General features: G+C 65.0%; 19 protein-coding genes and 2 pseudogenes. 3 read left to right on the top strand and 18 right to left on the bottom strand.

Going from position 1 to position 23,951, the window contains the following annotated elements:
• Positions 1-23: 23 nt before the first annotated feature.
• From EKK97_RS06945 to EKK97_RS06870, 18 genes and pseudogenes are all read right to left on the bottom strand, one after another.
• On the bottom strand, positions 24-1,823 hold the full coding sequence (locus EKK97_RS06945) for an IlvD/Edd family dehydratase (RefSeq protein ID WP_159550627.1): 1,800 nt from the start codon (positions 1,821-1,823) through the stop codon (positions 24-26).
• Positions 1,824-1,922: 99 nt separating this feature from the next.
• Positions 1,923-2,624 (bottom strand): Gfo/Idh/MocA family protein, encoded by a 702-nt coding sequence (locus tag EKK97_RS25710; protein ID WP_340162970.1) that lies wholly within the window; start codon positions 2,622-2,624, stop codon positions 1,923-1,925.
• A gap of 111 nt (positions 2,625-2,735) precedes the next feature.
• Positions 2,736-3,043: pseudogene (locus EKK97_RS25705) on the bottom strand (Gfo/Idh/MocA family protein); the annotation flags it as partial.
• Between the two features lie 54 nt (positions 3,044-3,097).
• The gene (locus EKK97_RS06935) at positions 3,098-4,153 is read right to left on the bottom strand and encodes a sugar phosphate isomerase/epimerase family protein (protein ID WP_159550625.1); all 1,056 of its coding nucleotides are present in this window, start codon (positions 4,151-4,153) and stop codon (positions 3,098-3,100) included.
• A 63-nt stretch (positions 4,154-4,216) separates the two neighbouring features.
• On the bottom strand, positions 4,217-5,167 hold the full coding sequence (locus EKK97_RS06930) for an ABC transporter substrate-binding protein (protein WP_159550623.1): 951 nt from the start codon (positions 5,165-5,167) through the stop codon (positions 4,217-4,219).
• A gap of 52 nt (positions 5,168-5,219) precedes the next feature.
• Positions 5,220-6,233, bottom strand: a complete 1,014-nt coding sequence (locus tag EKK97_RS06925) for an ABC transporter permease (protein WP_159550620.1) — start codon at positions 6,231-6,233, stop codon at positions 5,220-5,222.
• Positions 6,214-7,743 (bottom strand): sugar ABC transporter ATP-binding protein, encoded by a 1,530-nt coding sequence (locus tag EKK97_RS06920; RefSeq protein ID WP_159550619.1) that lies wholly within the window; start codon positions 7,741-7,743, stop codon positions 6,214-6,216. Before EKK97_RS06920 ends, EKK97_RS06925 begins: the two co-directional genes overlap by 20 nt.
• On the bottom strand, positions 7,743-8,513 hold the full coding sequence (locus EKK97_RS06915; protein WP_159550617.1) for an SDR family NAD(P)-dependent oxidoreductase: 771 nt from the start codon (positions 8,511-8,513) through the stop codon (positions 7,743-7,745). The genes EKK97_RS06920 and EKK97_RS06915 overlap by 1 nt, the downstream gene beginning before the upstream one ends.
• A gap of 297 nt (positions 8,514-8,810) precedes the next feature.
• The gene (locus EKK97_RS06910) at positions 8,811-10,217 is read right to left on the bottom strand and encodes a sugar porter family MFS transporter (RefSeq protein ID WP_159550615.1); all 1,407 of its coding nucleotides are present in this window, start codon (positions 10,215-10,217) and stop codon (positions 8,811-8,813) included.
• A gap of 79 nt (positions 10,218-10,296) precedes the next feature.
• Complete coding sequence (gene lamB, locus EKK97_RS06905) at positions 10,297-11,631, bottom strand: maltoporin (protein WP_234286477.1); 1,335 nt, start codon at positions 11,629-11,631, stop codon at positions 10,297-10,299.
• Entirely contained in the window at positions 11,616-12,629 is a 1,014-nt protein-coding gene (locus tag EKK97_RS06900; RefSeq protein ID WP_236551390.1) for an aldose 1-epimerase, read from the bottom strand. The genes lamB and EKK97_RS06900 overlap by 16 nt, the downstream gene beginning before the upstream one ends.
• A gap of 20 nt (positions 12,630-12,649) precedes the next feature.
• Positions 12,650-13,690, bottom strand: coding sequence for an ABC transporter ATP-binding protein (locus EKK97_RS06895; RefSeq protein ID WP_159550613.1), 1,041 nt, complete (start codon positions 13,688-13,690; stop codon positions 12,650-12,652).
• 51 nt (positions 13,691-13,741) lie between these two features.
• Positions 13,742-14,401: a beta-xylosidase family glycoside hydrolase gene (locus tag EKK97_RS25345; protein WP_277987351.1), complete on the bottom strand. Its 660-nt coding sequence runs from the start codon at positions 14,399-14,401 to the stop codon at positions 13,742-13,744.
• Positions 14,402-14,524: 123 nt separating this feature from the next.
• Positions 14,525-15,357: pseudogene (locus EKK97_RS25340) on the bottom strand (glycoside hydrolase family 43 protein); the annotation flags it as partial.
• 5 nt (positions 15,358-15,362) lie between these two features.
• A complete protein-coding gene (locus EKK97_RS06885) occupies positions 15,363-16,190 on the bottom strand; it encodes a carbohydrate ABC transporter permease (protein WP_159550611.1) in 828 nt (275 codons plus the stop codon).
• Positions 16,187-17,119, bottom strand: coding sequence for a carbohydrate ABC transporter permease (locus tag EKK97_RS06880; RefSeq protein ID WP_159550609.1), 933 nt, complete (start codon positions 17,117-17,119; stop codon positions 16,187-16,189). Before EKK97_RS06880 ends, EKK97_RS06885 begins: the two co-directional genes overlap by 4 nt.
• An 89-nt stretch (positions 17,120-17,208) precedes the next feature.
• Complete coding sequence (locus tag EKK97_RS06875; protein WP_234286480.1) at positions 17,209-18,495, bottom strand: ABC transporter substrate-binding protein; 1,287 nt, start codon at positions 18,493-18,495, stop codon at positions 17,209-17,211.
• 121 nt (positions 18,496-18,616) lie between these two features.
• Positions 18,617-19,387, bottom strand: coding sequence for an SDR family NAD(P)-dependent oxidoreductase (locus tag EKK97_RS06870; RefSeq protein ID WP_159550605.1), 771 nt, complete (start codon positions 19,385-19,387; stop codon positions 18,617-18,619).
• Between the two features lie 328 nt (positions 19,388-19,715).
• On the opposite strand from EKK97_RS06870, the gene EKK97_RS06865 reads away from it, so the two are divergent.
• The 3 genes from EKK97_RS06865 to EKK97_RS06855 all read left to right on the top strand — a co-directional run bounded on the left by EKK97_RS06865 (position 19,716) and on the right by EKK97_RS06855 (position 23,871).
• A complete protein-coding gene (locus EKK97_RS06865) occupies positions 19,716-20,915 on the top strand; it encodes an ROK family protein (protein WP_159550603.1) in 1,200 nt (399 codons plus the stop codon).
• A 226-nt stretch (positions 20,916-21,141) separates the two neighbouring features.
• Positions 21,142-22,719 (top strand): aldehyde dehydrogenase (NADP(+)), encoded by a 1,578-nt coding sequence (locus EKK97_RS06860; protein ID WP_159550601.1) that lies wholly within the window; start codon positions 21,142-21,144, stop codon positions 22,717-22,719.
• 3 nt (positions 22,720-22,722) lie between these two features.
• Complete coding sequence (locus tag EKK97_RS06855; RefSeq protein WP_159550599.1) at positions 22,723-23,871, top strand: fumarylacetoacetate hydrolase family protein; 1,149 nt, start codon at positions 22,723-22,725, stop codon at positions 23,869-23,871.
• The last annotated feature ends 80 nt before the right edge of the window (positions 23,872-23,951 follow it).

Raw genomic sequence — 23,951 nt, 5'->3', positions numbered from 1 at the left:
TTCGCCCGGTGAATTCCTTTTGCTCAATGGTTGTCCCGCGGTGGGCTCTGGCGTGCCACGTCACGATACTCAGTGGCCCCCGCCAGCGTCATGCCGCGGTCAAGCGGCTCCACCAAGGTGCGCTGGATCTCCTGCCACGGTGTCTGGTGACCGGGATAGCGATAGCCCCCCTGGCGCTGCAGACGTTCGCGGCGCGCCTCGATCTCGGCGTCCTCGACCAGCAGGCGCACCTCGCCGCGGTTTAGGTCGACGCGCAGGCGGTCGCCGTCCTCGAGCAGCGCCAGGCCGCCGCCAGTGGCCGCCTCGGGCGCGGCATTCAGGATCGAGGGCGAGCCGGAGGTGCCCGACTGGCGACCGTCGCCCAGGCACGGCAGCGATTCGATGCCGCGCTTGATCAGCGCCTCGGGGGGCTGCATGTTGACCACCTCGGCGCCACCGGGATGGCCCACCGGACCCGCCCCGCGCATCACCAGGATGGTGTGCTCGTCGATGTCGAGGGCCGGGTCGTCGATGCGCGCGTGGTAGTCCTCCGAACCGTCGAACACCACCACCTTGCCCTCGAAGGCGTTGGGGTCGTCGGGGTTGGAGAGGAATCGCGCGCGAAAGTCGGCGGAGATCACGCTGGTCTTCATCAGCGCCGAGTCGAACAGGTTGCCCTTGAGATTGAGGAAGCCGGCCTGCTCGACCAGCGGGTTGTCGTAGCGGCGGATGACCTCTGGGTCCTGGGTCTCGTGCCCGGCGCAGTTGTCGGCCAGCGTTCGGCCGTTGACGGTGAGTGCTTCACCGTGGAGCTTGCCGGCACCGAGCAGTTCGCTGACTACCGCCGGCACGCCGCCGGCGCGATGGAACTCCTCGGAGAGATAGGCCCCGGCAGGCATCACGTTGGCCAGCAGCGGGATGGCATGGCCCAGCGCCTGCCAGTCGTCGTTGGTCAGCTCGATGCCCGAGTGTCGGGCGATGGCGTTGATATGGATCGGCGCGTTGGATGAGCCGCCCAGCGCCGAGCACACCACGATGGCGTTCTCGAACGCCTCGCGGGTGAGAATGTCGCTGGGGCGCAGGTCCTCCCACACCATGTCGACGATGCGCGCACCGGTGTCGTAGGCCACCATGGCGCGCTCCTTGTAGGGCGCGGGGATCATCGCCGAGCCGGGCAGGCTCATGCCCAGCGCCTCGGCCATGGAGTTCATGGTCGAGGCGGTGCCCATGGTGTTGCAGTGGCCCACCGAGGGGGCCGAATCGGTGGCCCGGGCGAGGAACTCGGCATAGTCGATGTCGCCGGCCGCCAGCCGCTTGCGCAGCTCCCAGATGATGGTGCCAGAGCCGACCCGATCCGGCCCGCGCCAGCCGTTGAGCATCGGTCCGCCGGAGAGCACGATGGCGGGAATGTTGACCGTGGCCGCGGCCATCAGGCTCGCCGGGGTCGTCTTGTCGCAGCCGGTGGTGAGCACCACGCCATCGAGCGGATAGCCGTGCAGCACCTCGACCAGGCCCAGGTAGGCCAGGTTGCGGTCGAGCGCGGCGGTGGGCCGCCGCGCGTTCTCGTGGATCGGGTGCAGCGGGAACTCGAACGGTACCCCACCGGCGGCACGAATGCCGTCCTTGACCCTCTTCACCAGCTCGATGTGGTGCCGATTGCACGGCGTCAGGTCGGAGCCCGACTGGCAGATGCCGATGATCGGCTTGCCACTGGCGAGCTCCTCCAGGGTGATGCCGTAGTTCATGTAGCGCTCAATGCACAGCGCCGTAGTGCCCGGGTGCTCGGGGTTGTCGAACCACCAGCGCGAGCGCAACTGGTCGGGCGTGATCTTGCGTTGGGTCATGGTCTTCCCCTGAGTCATATTCACCTATAGTTTCCGCGTCCGAGCCAGCCATGGAAACCTTACGGGATCCCCACGCACCGCATGCTCATCACCAATCCTTCAGAAAGTCACCCAGGCACCGCCCGACTGCGAAGACTCCAGCGCCCGGGTAATGAACTGCAAGCCATCGACACCATCGCCTACTCCCGGCGTGCCCAGGGCCAAGGCGTCTGCCGAACGGCCGGCCTGGCGGGCCCGGATCTGCTCGGCAAAATCACCATACAGCTGGGCGAAGGCCTCGAGGTACCCCTCCGGATGCCCCGGCGGTATGCGCGCCGCGGCCAGCGCTGCCTCACCCAGGCCAGGGCCGTTGCGCGTCAGGATGCGCGAAGGCTCGCCCAGGGGGAAATGCAGCAGTCGATTGGGCTCCTCCTGACTCCACTCGAGGCCGCCACGGCTACCGTAGACCCGCAGCCGCAGGCCGTTCTCGTTGCCCGGCGATACTTGGCTCGACCACAGCATGCCCCGCGCACCGCCCTTGAAGCGCAGCATCATGTGCACGTTGTCGTCCAGGACGCGTCCCTTGACGAAGGTGTGCAAGTCCGCCGCCAGCGATTCCAGCTCGAGCCCAGTGACGAAGCGCGCCAGGTGATAGGCATGGGTGCCGATGTCGCCCAGGCAGCCGGCAGGTCCGCTGCGCTGCGGATCGGTGCGCCACTCGGCCTGCTTCACGCCGCTCTCCTCCAGGCGGGTGGAGAGCCAATCCTGGGGATATTCGACCTGCACCACCCTGAGTTCGCCCAGCTCACCGGCAGCGACCATGTCGCGGGCCTGACGCACCAAGGGGTAGCCGGAGTAGTTGTGGGTCAGACCGAAGAACAGCCCGCTACGCTCGACCAGAGCGGCCAGCGCCTGGGCATCCTCCAGGTTGGTGGTCATCGGCTTGTCGCAGATCACATGAATACCGGCCTCGAGAAAGGTGCGCGCCACGTCGAAGTGAAGGTGGTTGGGGTAACGATGGCGACCACGTCGATACCGTCCTCGCGCCGACGCTCGGCCTCGGCCATGGTGCGGTAGTCGGGATAGGCACGCTCCTCGGCCACATGCAGCTCGGCGGCAGCCGCACGGCTGCGCTCGGGATCGGAGGCGAAAGCGCCGGCGACCAGCTCATAGTGGTCGTCGAGCCTGGCGGCAATACGGTGCACGCCACCGATGAAGGCCCCCTGACCGCCGCCGACCATGCCCAGACGCAGCCGGCGTGGAGTGTCGTGATGTTGGCTCATGTCGTTTTTCCCTCAGTCGAGGCCCAGCAGGCGACGGTTGGCCGCCTCGTCGGCACCGCCATCGGCGAAGTCGTCGAAGGCCCGCTCGGTGACTTCGATGATATGGTCGCGAATGAAGGCCGCGCCCTCCCGCGCGCCAGCTTCAGGATGCTTGAGACAGCACTCCCACTCGAGCACCGCCCAGCCGTGATAGTCGTTGGCCGCCATCCACGAGAAGATGTGTTTGAAGTCCACCTGGCCGTCGCCCAGCGAGCGAAAACGGCCGGCGCGCTCGACCCAGCTCTGGTAGCCAGAGTAGACACCCTGCCTGGGGCTGGGGGTGAATTCGGCATCTTTCACATGGAACATCTGGATGTGCTCGCGGTAGACATCCAGGAACCCGCGGTAATCGAGCTGCTGCAGAACGAAGTGGCTGGGGTCATAGAGAATATGACAGCGCGGATGATGGCCCACCCGCTCCAGGAACATCTCGAAGGTGATGCCGTCATGCAGATCCTCACCGGGATGGATCTCGTAACAGAGGTTCACCCCGACTTCGTCGAATGCATCGAGGATGGGCCGCCAACGCCTGGCCAGCTCGTCGAAGGCGGTATCGATCAGGCCAGCCGGACGCTGTGGCCACGGGTAGACATAGGGCCAGGCCAGGGCGCCGGAAAAGGTGCCGTGATCGGTCAGCCCCAGGTTGCGTGAAGCGCGTGCGGCAAGATGCAGCTGATCCACCGCCCACGCCTGGCGCGCCCGGGGATTTCCTCTGACCTCTGGCACGGCAAAACCGTCGAACATCTCGTCATAGGCCGGGTGCACGGCAACCAGTTGGCCCTGAAGGTGGGTGGAGAGTTCGGTCAGTGCCAGGCCGTGCTCGGCCAAGGTGCCCTTGATCTCGTCGCAATAAGTCTGGCTCTCGGCGGCACGCCTCAGATCGATCAGACGCGCATCCCAACTGGGAATCTGCACGCCTTCGTAGCCCAGTCCCGCTGCCCAGGCGGCGATGCTTTCCAGGCTGTTGAAGGGGGCGTCGTCGCCGGCGAACTGGGCAAGGAAGATCGCCGGCCCTTTGATGGTTTGCATAAGCGGCTCTCCAATGGTTGTCGACGAAAGATCGAGCGAGCGTCGAGCGCCCGCCCGAAGCGTTCAGAACGGTGAATCGGGGAAGTAGTACTGTTCGGCATTCTCCTGGGTGATCAGTGGAGAGCCGAGAATGTATTCGCCAACCACCGGGCCGTTGGAGACGAAGTGCTGCACGGTGAGATCCATGGCGGTGGCGATCATTGCCGGAGGATAGAGCACGTCGACCGGCACGAGCCGATCCCCTTCCATGACTCGCCTGATGATGTCCTTCATGCCGGCGCCGCCGACGATGAAGAGTTCGTCCTCGCGCCCAGCCTGACGTACCGCTTCGATTACCCCGATGGCGATATCGTCGTCCTGAGCCCATACCGCATCGATGCGATCGAAACGCGCCAGGAAATCCTGCATCACCTCGAAGCCGTCGTCACGGTTCCAGTTGGCGTGCTGCATGTCGAGGATGTTGATCTCGGAGCCCTCGATGGCCTCCTGGAAGCCCTGCACGCGCTCGTCGTCGATCACCGTGGGGATCCCGCGCAGCACCACGATGTCGCCCTGACCATCGAGTTGCTCACGAATGTACTCACCGGAGACACGCCCCAGCTCGTGGTTGTTACCGGCGACGTAGAGATCCTCGATGCCCTCCTGCTCGAGGCCGCGGTCGACCACGGTGACGAACACGCCGGCATCCTTGACCCGCCGCACCGGGTCGGTCAGCGGGCCGGATTCGAAGGGCAGCACCACCAGCGCATCGATGTTGCGTTGTGAGACCAGATCCTCGAGATCGTTGGCCTGTCCACCCGGATCGCTCGCCGTGGTGATGGTGATGGAAATCTCGGGATAGAGTGACTCGAGGCGCTCTTTCGCCTGTTGAGCATGGAAGTTGACCCCGCCGGTCCAGCCATGGGTGGCGGCAGGAATGGAGACGCCGATCGTGACCTCCTGAGCGGCGGCGAAAGTGGGCAGTCCCAACGCTGCAGCGGCAGCGAAGGCTGCTAGGGTCCTCTTGGTTGGCATGCTGATGCTCCTTAGCGGTTTATGCTTGTTATCGTGCTGCTATAAGAGCGCCTCATGGCGCCGACTTCCTCCACGATGCGCGCTGCAGGTACACCGCGACGATGATGATGATTCCCTGCACCGTACCGTTGAGATAGTTGGAGATGGCATCGGTCAGATTGAGAATGTTGCCGATCATGGTCAGCATGATCGCCCCCACTACCGTGCCCCAGATGCGGCCGTGCCCACCCTTGAGCACGGTGCCGCCGATGATCACCGCAGCGATCGCCTCGAGTTCCCACAGCACCCCGGTAGCGCCCGAGGCAGAGCCCAGCCGCGGCACGTAGATGATGGTAGCCAGCGCCACGCATACGCCCTGCAGCATGTAGGTCATGGTCTTGATGCGATCGACATGAATGGCGCTGTACTCGGCCACCTTTTCGTTGGAACCAATGGCAAAGCAATAGCGACCGAAGCGGGTATGGTTGAGCAGGATGTAGCCGGCCACCGCCACCAGCAGAAACACCAGCACCGGAATCGGGATACCCATCAGATGACCGTAGTAGACCGGCCGGTAGATGTCGCGCACTCCCCAGTCCAGCGACAGGGTCCCGCCATCGGCAAGGTAGGTCACCAGCGAGCGATAGATGCCCATGGTGCCGAGAGTGACGATGAAGGCCTCGATCTTGCCCTTGGTGGTCACCATGCCGTTGATGAAACCGGCGCACAGACCCAGCAGCAACGCGGCACCGATGCCCAGCAGGATCGTGGTCAATCCCGGGCCGAACTGCTCGACCAGGCTGTTCATGAGGATGATCATCACCCCGGCGATGAAGGCCGCCATCGAGCCCACCGACAAATCCAGCCCACCGGCAGTGATCACGAAGGTGGCGCCGATGGCGATGATGCCGATGAAGGCGCTGCGAGTGAGCATGTTGGAGAGGTTATCCAGCCCCAGGAAGGCGGGGTTGATCAACACGCCCAACACCGCAAGGGCCAGCAAGGCGATGAAAGGGCCCCAGGTCTTGAGGTCGACGGAGACGCTGCTCCGCACGACTGGCTTGTTGTCAGGCACGACGCTGTTCATCGACTCCTACCCCCTTGATCCCGGATGCGTACTGCATGATTTCTTGTTCGTTGATCTGCTCGCCCTCGAGCACCCCGGTCAGCACCCCAGCGCACATCACCGCGACCCGATGCGAGAGGCCGATGAGTTCGGTCATCTCCGAGGAGATCAGGATGACCGAGCAGCCGGCGTCGGTGAGTTCACGCACGAAGTGGTAAATCTGGTGCTTGGTGCCCACATCGATGCCGCGGGTCGGCTCATTGATGATCACGATCTCGGGGTCGATGGACATGACCTTGGCCAACAGCAGCTTTTGCTGATTGCCGCCGGAGAGTTCGGCAGCGGTAGACGCCTGAGTCCGCAGGCGGATGTCGAAGCGCTCGACGGCAGCTTGAAATGCCTGTTCTTCACGCCGCCGGTCGATCAGCGGCCGACAATAGGCGCGCAGATTGAGCAGAGTGAAGTTAGGGCGCAGCCCCATGTTGAGTACCAGGCCCTTGCCCTTGCGGTCTTCGGTGAGATAGGCGATGCGCTGGCGCACTGCATCGCGCAGGTGGCGCAGCGCCACCGGTTGGCCGTTGCGCAGCACCTCGCCACCGCTGCGGGTACGCAGCCCCAACACCGCTTCGATAAGCGCCGTGCGGCCGGCGCCGACCACCCCGCCGAAGCCCAGCACTTCACCGCGGCGCAGGGTAAAGCTCGCTCCATGCACGGCGCCGGGAATCACGATGTCGCGCGCTTCCAGCACCACCTCCGCGTCGCTGGCCAGCTTGGTGCGCTCGGGATACATGTCGCTGATCTCGCGACCCACCATTAGCCGCGCCAACTCCTCCTTACTACGCCCGGCCATGGGTGCACTGTCGATCAGCCGACCGTCGCGCAGCACCGTGACTCGATCGGCGATCCGCTCGATCTCGCGTAGCTTGTGTGAAATATAGAGGATTGCCACGCCGCGATGGCGCAGCCGCTCGATCAGCGAAAACAACACCTCGACTTCATGCTCGGTGAGAGTCGCCGTGGGTTCGTCCATGATCAGTACCCGCACGTCGCGGGTAATCGCCTTGGCGATCTCGACCATCTGCTGATCGGACGTGCTGAGGTCCTTGACCCTGGTACGCGGGTCGACCCGGGTCTCGAGTTCGGCCAGTGCCTCACGGCAGCGCTCGCGCATGGCCCGGCGGTCGAGGAAGGGGCCGCGGCGCAGCTCACGCCCCAGAAAGATGTTCTCCTCCACGCTCAGTTGCTCGGCCAGTGCCAGCTCCTGGTGAATCATCACGATCCCTTCCGCCTCTGCCTCACCGCTTCCGCTGAAATGCTTGAGCTGACCGTCGACTCGCACCTCACCCGCACTGGGCGACAGGTAGCCAGCGAGTATCTTCACCAGGGTGGACTTACCGGCGCCGTTCTCACCCAGCAAGGCATGCACCTCGCCGGGGCAAAGCGTCAGGCCAACACCGAACAGCACCTGATTGCCGCCAAACGAGCGTTCGATGCCACTTGCTTCAAGCACGGGCGTGCGTTCTTGGCTCATCAGCCCCACCCTCCGTCGACGGGTATTGCAGCACCGGTCAGTTGGGTACTGTCGTCGGCAGCCAGAAAGAGTACCGTAGGGGCCACATGCTCAGGCTTCAGGCGCAGCTTCAGGCACTGATGGGCCTGGATCGACGCCTCCTCCTCCGGGCCTATCCACTTCTGCAGTTGACGCTCGGTCAGGATCGAGCCGGGCACCAGGGTGTTGACGCGAATGTTGTAGCGCCCCAGGTCGCGGGCCAGGCTGCGGGTCAGCCCATGCACGGCAGCCTTGGCCGTGACGTAGGTCGACAATTCGGGAATGGCCATCTGCACGCTAATCGAGCCGAAATTGACGATCGAACCGCCGCCGGCCTCGATCATCTGGTGAGCCGCTGCCTGCGCGGCGAAGAACATCGGCCGCAAGTTGAGCGACATGCGCTCGTCCCAGTAGGCGACGTCGACCTCCTGCCAGGTATGGCGATCGTCGTTGGCGGCGTTGTTGACCAGGGTGTGGATCGGTCCCAGCTCACGCCCCACCTCGGCGATCACACCTTGCAGGGCCTCGACATCGCGAATGTCGCAGCGCCAGTAGCGCGGCGCCCACCCCGTCTCCGCATTGAGCTGTTCCACCAGCGCCTGGCTGGAGGCGTCATCGATGTCGACGAAGGCGACTCGGGCCCCCTGCAGATGAAAAGCCCGGGTCAGTGCGGCCCCGATGCCGCTGCCACCGCCGGTGATGAAGACCACCCGCTGGTCGAGGCTGGGGTAGCGCGCCACGTCGCTGTTCATGCTTTATCTCCCACTTAGTTTTTTTTATTTACTAACCAGATTGATCACCCTGCTAGAAATCAGCAATGAGACGTTAGTCGATAATGCCTGTTTATCCTTCTAAAACACTGCATTTATCGTTGAGCACCCAGCATTTCAGTCCTATTAAAGCAGGACTGATGCCAATCAATTCGTTCAGGCTGGCAACCAACCCAGGACGCACGTGCCAAGGCAACGCCTACTCCGATATCGCCCACCCGGGAGAGTCGGCGATATCGGCCTGATTGGTACTTCTCGTGCGTTCGCTACACGGTAGCGTCACTCATAAGCCATCTCCTCGAGCTCCTTGCCCCGGGTCTCCCTGACCAGGCGCAGCACGAAGAACACCGATACCACCGCGCACAGGGCGTAGAAACCGTAAGCGCCCGCCAGGCCGATCGTGGCCAGCATGATGGGGAAGGTCATGGTGATACCGAAGTTGGCCAGCCACTGGAACAGTCCGGCGATGGCAAGGCCCGAGCCACGCATCTGGTTGGGGAACATCTCGCCGAGCATGACCCACATCACCGGGCCCCAGGAGACATTGAAGAAGAACACATAGGCATTGGCCGCCAGCAGGGCGAACACGCCCATGTCGTCGCCGAGTCGCAGGCTGCCGCCGACCAGGGTGGCCGTGGAGAAGGCGTAGGCCATGCAGGCCAGGGTCAGGGCCATGCCTACCGAACCCGCCCACAGCAGCGGCTTGCGTCCGATCTTGTCGATCAAGGCGATGGCGAGCAGGCAGGCGCCGATGCTGACCGCCCCCGAGATTACGTTGATCAGCAGCGCATCGCCCTCGGAGAAACCCACCGACTGCCACAGCACGGCGCCGTAGTAGAACACCACGTTGATGCCCACCAACTGCTGGAACACGGCCAGCCCGATGCCCACCCAGACGATGCCGTGCACCTTGCCGGTGGTACGGTCGAGCACGTCGCGCAGGCGCGGCTTGTGATCCCGGGCCAGGGTGGCGTCGATCTCCGCCAGCTTGGCGCTCACCTCGCCTTCTGGCATCACCAGCTCCAGCACGCGGCGTGCCTCACCCTGCCGGCCGCTGCTGATCAAGTAGCGCGGGCTCTCGGGAATGAACAGCAGCGCCAACAAGAATACCGCCGCCGGCAGCAGCTCGATCCAGAACATCCAGCGCCAGGTGGCGAAGCCCAGCCACAGTTCGGCCATCGCCGAGCCCGACACGTGCGCCAGCACATAGTTGCTGAGAAAGGCCACGAACAATCCCGAGATGATTGCCACCTGCTGAATGGTGGCAAGCCGCCCGCGATAAGCGGCAGGCGCCACCTCGCTGATGTAGGCCGGGGTCATCACGCTGGCGGCACCCACCGCCATGCCGCCCAGCACACGATAGATCACGAACTCCAGGGAGCCTCCGGCAACACCCGAGCCCCAGGCGCTGACGAGGAAGAAGACCGCGGCCACGATCAGCAACGTGCGGCGACCGAAGCGGTCCGCCAGGCGCCCGGCGAAGAAGGCGCCCACCGCACAGCCGAGCAGCATCGAAGCGACGTTGAAGCCGGTCCCCACACTATCGGAACCGAACGCGGCCTGAAGGCCATCGACCGTGCCGTTGATGACGCCACTGTCGAAGCCGAACAGGAAGCCGCCGATGGCGGCAATACAGCAAATCATGAAGATATAGGCCGAGCGGCTCATTACCTTGCGTTCCTGCATGACACGTACTCCGGGAAAAGGGCGCCCGGACGGGCGCCAAGGGGAAGAAACCCCGCGATGAAGGGTGCCTGAGTGCGCTCTACCACCACACGTCCATCTGCAAGCCGAAGGTCACACCATCGCTATCATCGACATTGATGGCGTCACCCGCCGCGCCCGCATCGATGGAACGGCTGGTGCGATCCGCCTGGAAGGCGTCTCCGTTCCAATCCGCATAGGTGACGAAGGCACGAATGACCGGTCGGGCGAAGCCGCCCACGCCCGCCGACCACTGCTGGGCCAGGGTGGCCTTGGTCAGGCGACGGCTGGGGTCGCCGTTCTCGGGATCGACATAGTCATGGCCGAGCTCCAGCGCCGTGCTCAGGTGGTTCGTCCAGTAGTAGGTCGGACGCACGCCGAGCGACATCCAGGTAGCCCCGGAGTCGTCGTCGAAGCGCTTCTCTTCATAGATGGCCGCATAGAGGAGATCGAACCTGTCGGGCGCGAGCCACACGTTGCCGTGATTGATCACGCGCCACATCTCGCCGCCGGGCACGTCCGGAGTGACCCCGGCATTCATGCGCCCCTGGCCGGTGCCGGCGTTGATGATGCCGTCGGTGGCGTACTGCAGCGCCAGCTTGTTGGTGCCACCGAACCAGTTGTCCTGTTGGTGCTGCAGGGTCACCATGTGGCCCCGCTTGGCCTCGCTGCCCTGGTAGTAAGCCTCCTGGGCTTCGCTGAGCTGGGCACGACCGTAGTTGTAGCCCAACACCAGGGAACCGCCGGGATTGACGGGGATGTCCGACCAGCGAATGTCCAGGGTGTCGTTGGAGATGCGGTTGTCGGCATCGGGATATTCGGTATCGTCGGTGCCCGTGGCGCGCATCCACGCCAAATGCAGCTTGCCGGTCCCCACGTCGATGTTCTCGATACCGCCGCCAGGGCCGGTGGAGTCCCAGTAGAAGAAATCGTTGATGTGCACGTCGTGGCGGCGGTAGAAGCGTTTGCCCGCCCACAGGCTGGCGCCGGGCAGCGTATCGACCACGTTGTTGCCCTGGACGTACAGCTGGCGCAGGGAGACCTCGGTGTCCTCGGAATCGTTCACCTGGTTCGAGAAGTAGCCCACCATGCTGTTGAAGTAGAACGACCTGTCGCCCTCTTCGAACAGCGTGGCGCCCAGCCCCAGCTCGGCATAGGTTTCGCACTCGTTGCCCAGGCGGTACTTGGCCCCCGCTCCATTGGCCCGAAAGCAGGCCTGGTCGCCGCCGCTTGCCGTATTGCCGATACCGGATCGCGCATAGCCGGTAAAATCGATTCCCGAGGTAAAGTCCTCCTGCGCCTGGACGCTACCCAAGGCGAGACAGCCAAGCCCGATCAGACCCAGGCGGGACAGGGGATGCATGACGTGACGAGGCGCTTTCATTGTTTTGTGCACTGTTTTGCTCCTGTAAATGGTGGCATTGTTATTGGTAAAAACTTTGAACTAAGTGATCGAGGCGTTAACGTTACAGCTCCTCCATAGCGATGGGTGGATTCAGGAACCGACGAGACAGCGAATGCGGCAGCGCATCGTACAGCGCTCCCCTTCCCCAGAGTCACCAGGCCCGTCCCTTCGGAGGTAAGGCCCTGGGAGGGAGAGTCGGTGAAACGGTGGGCATCGACGTCGTGGGACACCGGCTCGAAGCAGAAGAAATCCGCCTGCGCACCGGGCGAGAAAACCAGATAGCGCGAGGTATCGGCACGCACCTCGAGCGTCACGCCGCGCTCGGGCCAACTCAGCTCGGCCCGACCGTTCCAGCCGGTGAAGAGGTTGTCGATCCTGTCGCTCGGCAGCCTCTTGCCCCGCGAGAAGTTCCAGCTCTCGGTTGCCTCGAGCCGACGCCACCCGGTGGGCAATTGGTCGGCGTCGACCTCCCACACCCCCTCGGCGGTAGCCTCGAGACGCACGTCGGCGCTGCGCGGGAACCAGGGATGCAGGCCCAGGCCATAGGGAACCGGCGGCTCTCCCAGATGGGTCACGGCGAGGGCCACCTCGAGCGTGTCGTCCGCCAGGCGATAGGTCAGCTCCGCCCGGTAGTCGAACGGTGGCTGGTGCGAGGAGCGCAGGCCGAGTTTCAGCAGCGTGTCGCTCTGCTCTTCCACCTGCCAGGCCTGTTGCCAACCGTCACCGTGGATCGGCAGGGGTTCGCCGGGAAGATTGGCCTCAAGCGGATAGTGGCGACCCTGCCAGGTGAAGCCGCCCCCGCCGATACGGTTGGACCACGGCACCAGCGGATACAGGGCAAGTCGGTTGGGGTCGCGCTCGGTGTCGTCGCCCGGGCGCATCAGCGGCTCGGGGCCGTGCTCGGTGAGCCTGTCGAAGCGCACCACGGAGCCACCGACCAGCGGGTTGACCACCAGCCGCAGCCTGCCGTTGTCGAGTGTGATCGTCATGGCGTTTCGCTCCCCCCGGTTCAGGCGATGGTGGCCCGAAACCTGGCCAAGGCTTCGTCCGGCAATCGCCGCCCATCGAGGCCGAAGGCGTGCAGCAGCTCATGGCGCGGCGTCAGGTAGAGCACGTCACCGCTGCGCACCTCGGCGTCGCCGGGTAGGCGCACGGTGAGCGGGCCGGTGACATCGCTGTCGACATAGGCGAAGGCATCGGCACCAAGCATCTCGACCACCCTCACCCGGGTGCGCCACTCGCCTGCCTCATGGCTCACCTCGAGGTGCTCCGGGCGAATGCCGAGCGTGGTGGCGCCATAGGCCTTGGCCACCTCGCCCTCGATCAGGTTCATCTTCGGCGAGCCGATGAAGCCGGCCACGAACAGCGTCTCGGGCCGCTGGTAGAGCGTCATCGGCGTACCGACCTGCTCGATCTGGCCGGCGTTCATCACCACGATGCAGTCGGCCAGGGTCATCGCCTCGACCTGGTCGTGGGTGACGTAGATCATGGTGGCGTCGAGCCGCTGGTGCAGCTCGGCCAGTTCCACGCGCATGCGGTTGCGCAGCGCCGCATCGAGGTTGGAGAGCGGTTCGTCGAACAGGAACACGCCGGGGTTGCGCACGATGGCGCGACCGATGGCCACGCGCTGGCGCTGCCCGCCGGAGAGCTCGGCCGGCTTGCGCTCGAGCAGTTCCTCCAGGTTGAGCAGGCGCGCCGCCTCGGCCACCTTGGCGCGGCGCTCCTCGGCGGGAACCTTGGCCAGGCGCATGCCGAAGTCGATGTTGCGCGCCACCGTCATGTGCGGATAGAGCGCATAGGACTGGAACACCATGGCGATGTTGCGCTCGCTGGGCTCGGCGGTGGTGACGTCGCGCCCGCCGATGGAGATGGCGCCCCGCGTCACCGTCTCGAGGCCGGCGATCATGCGCAGCAAGGTCGACTTGCCGCAGCCGGAAGGGCCCACCAGCACGGTGAAGGAGCCATCCTCGATGCGCAGGTTGAGGTTGGGGATGACCGTGGTCTTGCCACGGAAGGTCTTCTCGATGTCGACCAGGGTTACGTCAGCCATAGCATGTCTCGTCTTGGCGCCTGTTATGTTTGGTTGTGGGCGTAATCGGGTTCAGCGGGCATTGCGGCGATAGCGGAACGCGGCGAAGTCCGCCGGCGTGGCGCGCCCGCTGATGTCATGAGCCGCCATGCCCAGGAAGTTGCCGGTGAAGTAGCCGTGGGCGCGACCGCTGCCTTCGTCCGAGAGCAGCCCGGCGTCCAGCACCGGACCGACCGGCTGCCACCCGGTGCTGCCCTGAGCGAAGCGGAACTGCAACTCGCGTTCGCGGATATCGAGGCCGAGACGCACCGACAGGCCAGGCTCGAGCGCCACGCCGGCCTCGGCGATGTCGAGCTGCCCGCTGGGCCACTCGTCGTGGCAGCTCATCACGCTGAGCATCTTGTCGCCCTCATCGTTCAGGCTCACCGCGAGATAGTGGAACTTGAAGCGGTTGTAGTAGGCGATCAGACCGGCGAACTGCTGGATGTCGTCGGGCTCGAATTCGAGTTCGGTCTCGGCGCCACAGTGCCAGCTGTCCTGGCGCCTTGCCACCAGCGCCTGCTCGAACCAGGAGCCCACCGACTCGCGACCGAAAAGGCGCAGGTAGCCGGGCCGCGCGTCGAGCGAGAACAGCCGCTCGGGCTCGGGGCTGCGCAGCCACTGGAAGTCCGCCGGCAGCGCGCCGGGTGCGAAGGTGTAGCGCTCCTCCTCGGCCGGGGCCTGCTGCGTCACACCGTTCTTGACACTAGAAATGGCAATCTCCAGTGCCGGCGCATTGCCGCCATGGGCCAGGCGCAGCCAGCCATCCTCACCCCACTCGACACGCTGGATCGCCGTCTCGCGTCCCAGCGGCGAGCGGCGCGTGCCGGGCAGCGGCCGTCCGCACAGGTGCACCATGAAAGTCCCGCCTTCCGGCGTATCGACTAGATCGGCGTGGCCGGCGCGCTGCAGCGGGTTGTCCGGATCCTGGCGTGTGGTCAGCACCGGGTTGTCCGGGTGTACCTCATAGGGGCCGGCGATCTCGCGCGAGCGCGCCATGGTCACGGCGTGGTCGTAGCCGGTACCGCCCTCGGCCACCAACAGGTGGTACCAGCCGTCGCGGCGATAGAGGTGCGGCCCCTCGGTGAGCTTCATCTCGGTGCCGGCGAAGATGTTGCGGATCGGGCCGACCAGTTGCCTGCGCTCGACGTCGTACTCCTGCAGCAGGATGCCACCGAAACGGTCACCGCCCTCGCGCTGGCGATAGTCCCACTTGAGGTTGACCAGCCACTTGCGGCCGTCGTCATCGTGGAACAGCGAGGGGTCGAAGCCGCTGGAGTTGAGATACACCGGATCGCTCCAGGGTCCCTCGATGGCGGGCGCGGTGACCAGGTAGTTGTGGCCGTCCTTGAAGTTGCCCTCGTAGCGCTTCATGTCGGTGTAGATCAGCCAGAACAAGCCGTCGGCATGGTCAGGCAAGGTGCCCAGATGCCGCAGGAGTCGGGATTGCCGCGCATGTCGAGCTGGGCGGCCCGGGCCAGCGGCCGGCTCACCAGCCGCCAGTTGGCCAGGTCCCGCGAGTGGTGGATCTGCACCCCCGGGTACCACTCGAAGGTGGAGGTGGCGATGTAGTAGTCCTCACCGACCCGGCAGATCGAGGGATCGGGGTTGAAGCCGGGGAGAATCGGGTTGCGGATGGTATCGGTCATCGGTGTCATCCCTTGACGGAGCCGCCGGTCAGTCCGGCCACGATGTATTTCTGCGCGGCGAGGAAGAAGATCACCGCCGGCGTGATGGTCAGCGTCACGAACGCCAGGATCATGTTCCACTGGGTCAGGTACTCGCCCTGGAACTGCATCATGCCCAGCGGCCAGGTGTAGATGGAGCGGTCGTTGAGCACCACCAGCGGCAGCAGGAAGTTGTTCCAGCTCTGCACGAAGACGAACACCCCCACGGTGGCCAGGATCGGCGTCGACAGCGGCAAGGTGAACGACCAGAAGAAGCGCAGGTAACTGCAGCCATCGACGTAGGCGGCCTCGAACAGCTCCTTGGGCAGCTGATCGAAGAACGCCTTGAACAGCAGGATCGCCAGCGACAGACCGAAGGCGGTCTGCGGCAGGATCACCGCCCAGTAGGTATCCAGCAGACCCAGGTCGCGCACCTTGATGAACAGCGGCAGGATCGCCGCAGCGAAGGGGAACATCAGCCCCAGCAGCAGGTAGGAGTGGATCATCCTCGAGCCGAAGAAGCGGATCTGCGAGAACACGTAGGCCGCCGCCGCGCCCACTACCAGGGTCAGCAGCACCGTCATCGACGAGATGAAGAACGAGTTGCCCATGTAGCGCCAGAAATTGCCGTCGAGGAAGATCGCAACGTAGTTCTGCGGATTCCAGGCGTCGGGCAGCCACAGCGGATTGGTGCGCAGCTCGGCGTTGCTCTTGAAGCCGCCGAAGAAGGACGCCAGCAGCGGGCCGATGACCAGGCTGGCCACCAGGATCAACACGATCACGCGCAGGGTGTTGCGGAAGGTCGCGCTGCTCATGTCCGCTCCTCCTTCGCCGTGGCGCGCTGGTAGAACAGCGCGATGCCGATGGCGAGCACGAACAGCACCACGGCGGCGGCGCTACCGAAGCCGATGTTGAGCCGCGACAGGCCGAAGGTGTAGAGGTAGGTGACGATGGTATGGGTCGAGTTGGACGGCCCGCCGTTGGTCATCGGGATGATGATGTCGAAGATCTGCAGCGAACCGATGATGGCGAAGAAGCCGCTCACCACGATGGCGTGCTTGATCAGCGGGATCTGCACGAACAGCGCCACCTGACGCGGCTTGGCACCCTCGAGCTTGGCCGCTTCGATCAGGTCCTTGGGCACGCTCTGCAGCGCGGCGATGTAGATCATCATGTGGAAGCCGAAGTACTTCCATACGATCACCGTCATGATCGCCGGGAAAGCCCACTGGCGATCGGCCAGCACGTAGACCGACTCCTGTCCCAGGGCCTGGAACATGAAGGCGGTGATGCCATAGTCGCCGTCGAAGACGAAACTCCAGATCAGCCCGGCGGCCACCTCAGCTAGAATGTAGGGCAGGAAGAACACCAGCCGGAACAGGGTGTTGGTCGGGGTCTTGCGATACACCAGCAGCGCCAGGCCCAGCGCCAGCGGCATCTGCAGCAGCAGCGAGACGAGAATCAGCTTGGCGGTGTTCCACAGCGCAGTATGGAACACCGAGTGGTCGAGCAGCCGCTCGTAGTTCTGGGTGCCGACGAAGTTGGTCGGCGTGCCGTAGCCGTTCCAGGAGAAGGCACTGTAGTAGGCTGCATCGGCCAGCGGCAGGATGACGAACAGCGAGAACAGGATCAGCGCCGGGGGCAGCAGGATCAGCACGGCGGTGAACTTGCCGTTGGCCAGCCCCTGCCGCAGGCGATCGGTGTTGCTTCTCCTGTGCACGGCAGGTCGGGTCAGGGTACTCATGGCGGATTCCCTTCGGAGAACGGGGCCCGGCGCGGCGTGAGCGCGGCACCGGGCATGCTCAGGGTTCGTGGATGCGTCCGACGAACGGCTCAGCGGAACATCCAGGCCTCTTCGACCTGGGCAGCCGCCTCCTCGGGCGTGATCTCGCCCTGCGCCAGGTCGCCGCTGATGTCGTTTACCGTGGCACCGACGGAAGTGCCCAGCGCCTGGTCGAGGAACACCTGATGGAAGTTGGATTCGCTGAGGATCTGCGCCACCTTGCGCGCATAGGGCGTATCGAGTTCCTCCTCGGAGCCGTGGGCTACCGGCACGAAGATGCCGAGCCGCGCCGCCTCGCGCTGGTTCTCCTCGTTGAGCAGGAAGCGCAGGAAGTCCACCGCCTCGTCGGAAGCGTCGCGGGTCACGGCGAAGCCGTTCATGCCGCCGAAGCTGTCATCGTTGCCGGCGCCATCGTCCACCCGGGGAAAGCGAATGAACTCGAGGTCCTCGTCGGGCACGCCCTCGCCCGTCATCGAGCGCTCCTTGGAGGGGATGTAGTCCCAGTCACCCATCAGGTGCAGGGCCGCCTCGCCATCGCCGAACATGGCGCTGGCGCGCTCGTAGGAAGTCGCCATGAAGCCCGACTGGAAGGGATTGAGTTCGACGAACGCCTGCAATAGCTCGCCGGCACGCACGAAGGGCTCGCCCTCGAAGCCGCCGTTCTCGCCCTGCTTGGCCGCCTCGATGCCCTCACCGCCGGCCAGCCGCGTGGCCAGGTAGCCCCAGTAGAAGTGCATCGGCCAGCCATCCTGACCGCCCACCACAGCAGGAGTGATGCCGCTTTCGCGCAGGGTGGTCACCGCCTGCTGCAGATCTTCCCAGGTCTCGATGGCGTCGATATCGACGCCGGCCTGCTCGGTCAGTGCGGTATTGGCCCAAAAGCCCACCACGGTGGCATAGAGCGGCGCGCCGTAGACACGATCGTCCAGGGTGAAGGCGCGCACGGCCGACTCGGGGTAGAGATCCTGCCAACCATCCTGCATCTCCTCGGTGAGGTCGCGCACGAAGCCCGCCTCGACCTGGTCGCGCAGCCCCTCGCCGCCCCAGCTGTAGAAGATGTCGGGGCGCTGGTTGGATTGCAGCAGGGTGGGCAGACGCGTCTTGTAGGCCTCGTTGGCGATGTACTCGAAGACCACATTGACGCCTGGATTCTGCGCCTCGTACTCGGCGACGACATCGGCATAGTACTGCTTCTCGACGTCACTGATCTCGACCCGCAGTACCCGCACGGTGGTATCGGCTGCCGCGACGAACGCCGCAAGTCCGGAAGAGACGGCAAGCGCCGCGGCCAGCCAGCGCTTTCCGCGCGCCGGCTGAGACGCGCGTTGTTTTGACATGTGCATGGCGAGCTCCTTGTTGTGTTGTAAGCGCATGAATGCACCTCGTTGTTGCGAATCTTGTTGTAAACGTGGTTATGAACGTTGCTGCCAACGTTTGTCGTTGGCGAACCTTTGCAGCTCAGCCCCAACCACCGTCCACGGCGAGTTCCTGGCCGGTGATTGCCGCGCTCTCGGCGCTGGCCAGGAACAGTGCGACCGGGGCGATGTGCCGAGGCTCGAGTCGCAGCTTCAGGCACTGATGGGCCTGGATCGACGCCTCCTCCTCCGGGCCTATCCACTTCTGCAGTTGACGCTCGGTCAGGATCGAGCCGGGCACCAGGGTGTTGACGCGAATGTTGTAGCGCCCCAGGTCGCGGGCCAGGCTGCGGGTCAGCCCATGCACGGCAGCCTTGGCCGTGACGTAGGTCGACAATTCGGGAATGGCCATCTGCACGCTAATCGAGCCGAAATTGACGATCGAACCGCCGCCGGCCTCGATCATCTGGTGAGCCGCTGCCTGCGCGGCGAAGAACATCGGCCGCAAGTTGAGCGACATGCGCTCGTCCCAGTAGGCGACGTCGACCTCCTGCCAGGTATGGCGATCGTCGTTGGCGGCGTTGTTGACCAGGGTGTGGATCGGTCCCAGCTCACGCCCCACCTCGGCGATCACACCTTGCAGGGCCTCGACATCGCGAATGTCGCAGCGCCAGTAATGCGGTGCCCGACCGGTTTCCGCCTTGAGCTGTTCCACCAGCGCCTGGCTGGAGGCGTCATCGATGTCAACGAAAGCGACTCGAGCCCCCTGTCGATGAAAGGATCGGGTCAGCTCGGCGCCGATGCCGCTACCGCCGCCAGTAATGAAGACCACCCGCTGCTCGAGGCTGGGGTAACGCGCCGCGTCGTTGTTCATGCTTTCTCCACTTAGTTTTATCTCTTTACTAAGCGGCAGAATGAACATCACCTTGCAAAGCGACAATGAGACGTTGGTCTAAATCCCTTTTATTCACCGGGAAAGAACAGTTACGTCTCATTTTTGGGCATGCCTCGGCCGATAGAAGCGTAGATGATGAATCGGAATTCGTTTAATCTTGAAACCAACCGACGACATCCGCACCGTGAACGTCTTGGTGAAAACCTCGCGCGCCTCCCCATCGAATGGCATCATCGGTGCGCGACGAAACACGTTCGGCTTTCACTTTCCGCGGCGCCCCGATGTGCCAATTGCAGGGCTCATTCACATGTCAACCAGCTACCAGCACAAAGCGGGCGACCTACACTTCCTCAAACGGCTCAATCGCAGCGCCATCCTCGAACTGGTACGTCGTACTCCCGGACTCACCCGGGCCGACATCGCCACCCTGGCCCAACTCACCAAGGCCACCGTCGGCGCCGGCGTACAGTCGCTGCTGCATCAAGGCTGGCTGCGCGAGGGCGAGCTGCAGAAGAGTAGCGGCGGCCGACCGGGGCGCGCCCTGCACCTCAATGACGACAACCATGTCCTGTTCGGTGCCGAAGTGGGCGTGCACGGCCTGCGCTTGGTGGCCTGTACCCTCTCCGGCCAGGTACTCGAGTCGCACCACGAGCACCTCGTTCCCACCACGCCGGAGGTCACCGCCGAGCTGCTCGCGGAACTGCTGCGCGGACTGATGCACACTGCTTCGGTGAAGGGTCGCCACTGCCTGGGGCTGGGGGTCGCACTGCCAGGTCCCATCGCACCGGGCAAATCCGTACTACGCCTGGCGCCCAACCTGGGTTGGCGCGACATTCGCTTTCTCGACCTGCTGCGCCCTCACCTGCCGCACCTGGAAGGCACCTGGCTGATGGACAACGAAGCCAAGTCGGCCGCCTTCGGTGAACTCTACTTCCGCACCGGCAATATCCCCGAATCGCTGATGTACGTCAGCGCCGGCACCGGTATCGGCAGCGGTATGGTCGAGGGCAGCCACTTGCCCCTGGTGGCCCGCGGCGTTCAGGGTCTGGCCGGTGAGATCGGCCACACCGTGCTGCAACCCGGCGGTCTCTACTGCCATTGTGGCAACCGCGGTTGTGCCGAAACCCTGGTCAGCGGCTGGTCGATTCGGGCCGCGCTGGGCATCGCCGAAGAGCAGGACCTCATCGAAACCCTGCTGCCCCGCCTCAATGATCCCGACGTGCAGGTCACGCTTCGCCGGGCCGGCGAAGCGCTGGGCATTCTGCTGCTCAACCTTCACCATACCCAGAACCCCTCGGAAATCGTACTGGGCGGCTCGCTGACCCGGCTCGGTGAAGCGTTGCTGTCTCCCGCCCTCGACTACTTCAAGGCCAACCAGAACAGGTTGTTGGGAACGACCCAGCAGGTCCCCCTGCGGGTGATCGAGGACTCCACCTTCATCGCCGCCCGCGGCGCCGCGGCCCAGGTTCTGGCCAGCATCATTCACGGTCCGAGCGACCTGATCTAGTGCCAGGCTCTGGCTCTCCCCTTCTTGCTCCGGCGGCCAGGATCATCCAAGGTTAACTTCGTGTCCTGTCGGCCTTGTCCGGCCAGGACACTGCGACCAAAGTCCAACCCAACATATAAGTTAAGAGATTGAACTTAGTCGGAGCCTCACGCAGGATACTCCCGGGCGTCTGGAAATGCGCCCGTCGGTCCGAGTCATTCATCGACAACAACCGTAGGAGCCCACCATGTCCCTGGAAGGCAAGATGCTGATCGGCCGCGAGGCCGTCAGCGGCAGTTCCACGCCCATCCACGCCGTCAACCCCGCCACCGGCGAGCAGCTCGCGCCTACCTATGCCGGCGGCACCCAGGCCGAGGTCGAGCGCGCCTGTGCGCTGGCCGAGGCGGCGTTCGGCACCTACCGCGAGACGACGCTGGAGCAGCGTGCGGCGTTTCTCGAAACCGTGGCCAGCGAGATCGAGGCCATCGGCGACGAACTGATCGAGCGCGCCATCGCCGAGACCGGCTTGCCCCGGGCGCGCCTCGAAGGCGAGCGCGGCCGCACCTGCGGCCAGCTGCGCCTGTTCGCCTCGGTGGTGCGCGCCGGCGAATGGCTTGACCTGCGCCTCGATCCGGCGCTGCCCGAGCGCCAGCCGATGCCCCGCGCCGACCTGCGCCAGCGCCACATTCCGCTCGGCCCCGTCGCCGTGTTCGGCGCCTCGAACTTCCCGCTGGCCTTCTCCGTGGCCGGCGGCGATACCGCCTCGGCGCTGGCCGCCGGCTGCCCGGTGATCGTCAAGGGTCACTCCGCCCACCCTGGCACCTCCGAGCTGGTCGGTCGTGCCGTGCAGCGCGCCGTCGAGAAACGCGACCTGCCGGAAGGCGTGTTCTCGCTGCTGTTCGGTTCGGGTAACGAGATCGGCCAGGCCCTGGTCGCCGACCCGCGCATTCAAGCCGTCGGCTTCACCGGCTCCCGCGGTGGCGGCACGGCCTTGATGAAAACCGCCCAGGCCCGCCCCCAACCGATCCCGGTCTACGCCGAGATGAGCTCGATCAACCCGGTGTTCCTGCTGCCCGAGGCGCTGCGCGCTCGCGGGGCGACGCTCGCCGAGGGCTTCGTCGCCTCGCTCAACATGGGCGCCGGCCAGTTCTGCACCAACCCGGGCCTGGTCATCGCGGTGAAGGGCCCTGAGCTCGACGCCTTCGTCGAGGCGGCGGGCGATGCCGTGACAGGCAGCGCCGCCCAGACCATGCTCACCCCGGGCATCCACGCGGCCTACGAGCAGGGCGTGGGCCGGCTCTCCTCTAACAGCAAGGTACGCGAAGCGGCGCGTGGCCAGGTCGGTGAATCGGCTCACTCCTGCCAGGCGGGACTGTTCGTCACCACGGCGGCTGACTTCCTCGCTGATCCCGAGCTTCAGGAGGAGGTGTTCGGCGCCACCTCGCTGGTGATCGAGTGCGCGGATCAGAACGAGATGCGCCAAGTTGCCTCGCAGCTCGAAGGCCAGCTCACCGCCACGCTGCAGATGGACGACGGTGACCTGGACGCGGCAAAAGCCCTGCTGCCGATCCTCGAGCGCAAGGCGGGGCGGATCCTCGCCAACGGCTGGCCCACCGGGGTCGAGGTATGCCACGCCATGGTCCACGGCGGCCCGTTCCCGGCCACCTCCGACTCACTCACCACCTCGGTGGGCAGCGCGGCGATCTTCCGCTTCCTGCGTCCGGTGTGCTACCAGGCACTGCCGCAGGGCCTGCTGCCCGAGGTACTGCGTGACGGCAATCCTTGGGGTGTGTCACGGTTGGTTGATGGCAAACGCGAGGCTTGAGACGTGAACGACAACAAGACGACCGCTTATCTTCCCCAGGACGTGGAGCAGGCTCTGCTGGTGGGGCGCGTATGGCGCGATGAGGGCCCGGCTCTGGTGGTGGTGCGCCAGGGGGAGGTGATCGACATTTCCGCCCAGTGCGACTGCATGGCCGACCTGCTCGACCGCGACGATGCCGCCGACTTCGCGCGGCGTGCCGAAGGCGAATCGCTGGGCCCGGTGGCACCCCTGCTGCAGAACTCACTGGCCGAACCGCAAGTCACCCCTTACCTGCTTGCCCCCTGCGACGTGCAGGCGATCAAGGCTTGCGGCGTGACCTTCGCCGTGAGCCTGCTGGAGCGGGTGATCGAGGAGCAGGCCGGCGGCGATGCGGCAAAGGCCAGCCAGCTGCGCAGTGAGCTCAACGAGATGATCGGCCAGGACCTGTCGCGCATCGCACCGGGCTCCGACGAGGCCATGGCACTCAAGGCAGCGCTGCAGGTGCGCGGCGCCTGGTCCCAGTACATGGAGGTGGGCCTCGGCCCCGACGCCGAGGTGTTCACCAAGGCGCAGCCGTTCTCGTCGGTGGGATTCGGTGCCCGCGTCGGCCTGCATCCGGCCTCAGAGTGGAACAATCCCGAGCCGGAAATCGTGCTGGCGGTGGATGCCAAGGGAAAAGCCAAGGGCGCCACGCTGGGCAACGACGTCAACCTGCGCGATATCGAGGGCCGCAGCGCCCTGCTGCTGGGCAAGGCCAAGGACAACAATGCCTCCTGCGCCATCGGTCCGTTCATCCGCCTGTTCGACGAACGCTTCACGCTGGACAGCGTGCGCCAGGCCCACGTGACGCTGCGCATCGAGGGCGAGGACGACGGCTTCCTGCTCGAAGGCGAGAGTGACATGCGCGAGATCAGCCGCGATCCGCTGGACCTGGTGCGCCAGACCGTCGGCGCCCACCACCAGTACCCGGACGGCTTCATGCTGTTCCTTGGCACCATGTTCTCGCCGATCCAGGATCGCGATGGCGAGGGCCAGGGCTTCACCCACCATATCGGCGACAGCGTGACCATCGCCACGCCGGCGCTGGGTGCGCTGGTCAACCGCGTCGACCGTTCCGACAAGCTGCCGCCCTGGACCTTCGGCATACGCCAGTGGCGAGCCCATCGCCGTTAGGCTTCGTACGAAAAGTGCCTGCGCAACGGCAAGGCGGCACTCCCGCCCTGTCGTTGCGACCTAGGCCGCATTGTCTATAT

This window comes from Billgrantia tianxiuensis (assembly GCF_009834345.1).
Lineage (GTDB): Bacteria > Pseudomonadota > Gammaproteobacteria > Pseudomonadales > Halomonadaceae > Halomonas > Halomonas tianxiuensis.
Note: the sequence above shows the minus strand (reverse complement) of the source record. Positions and strands in the feature narration are given on the sequence as shown.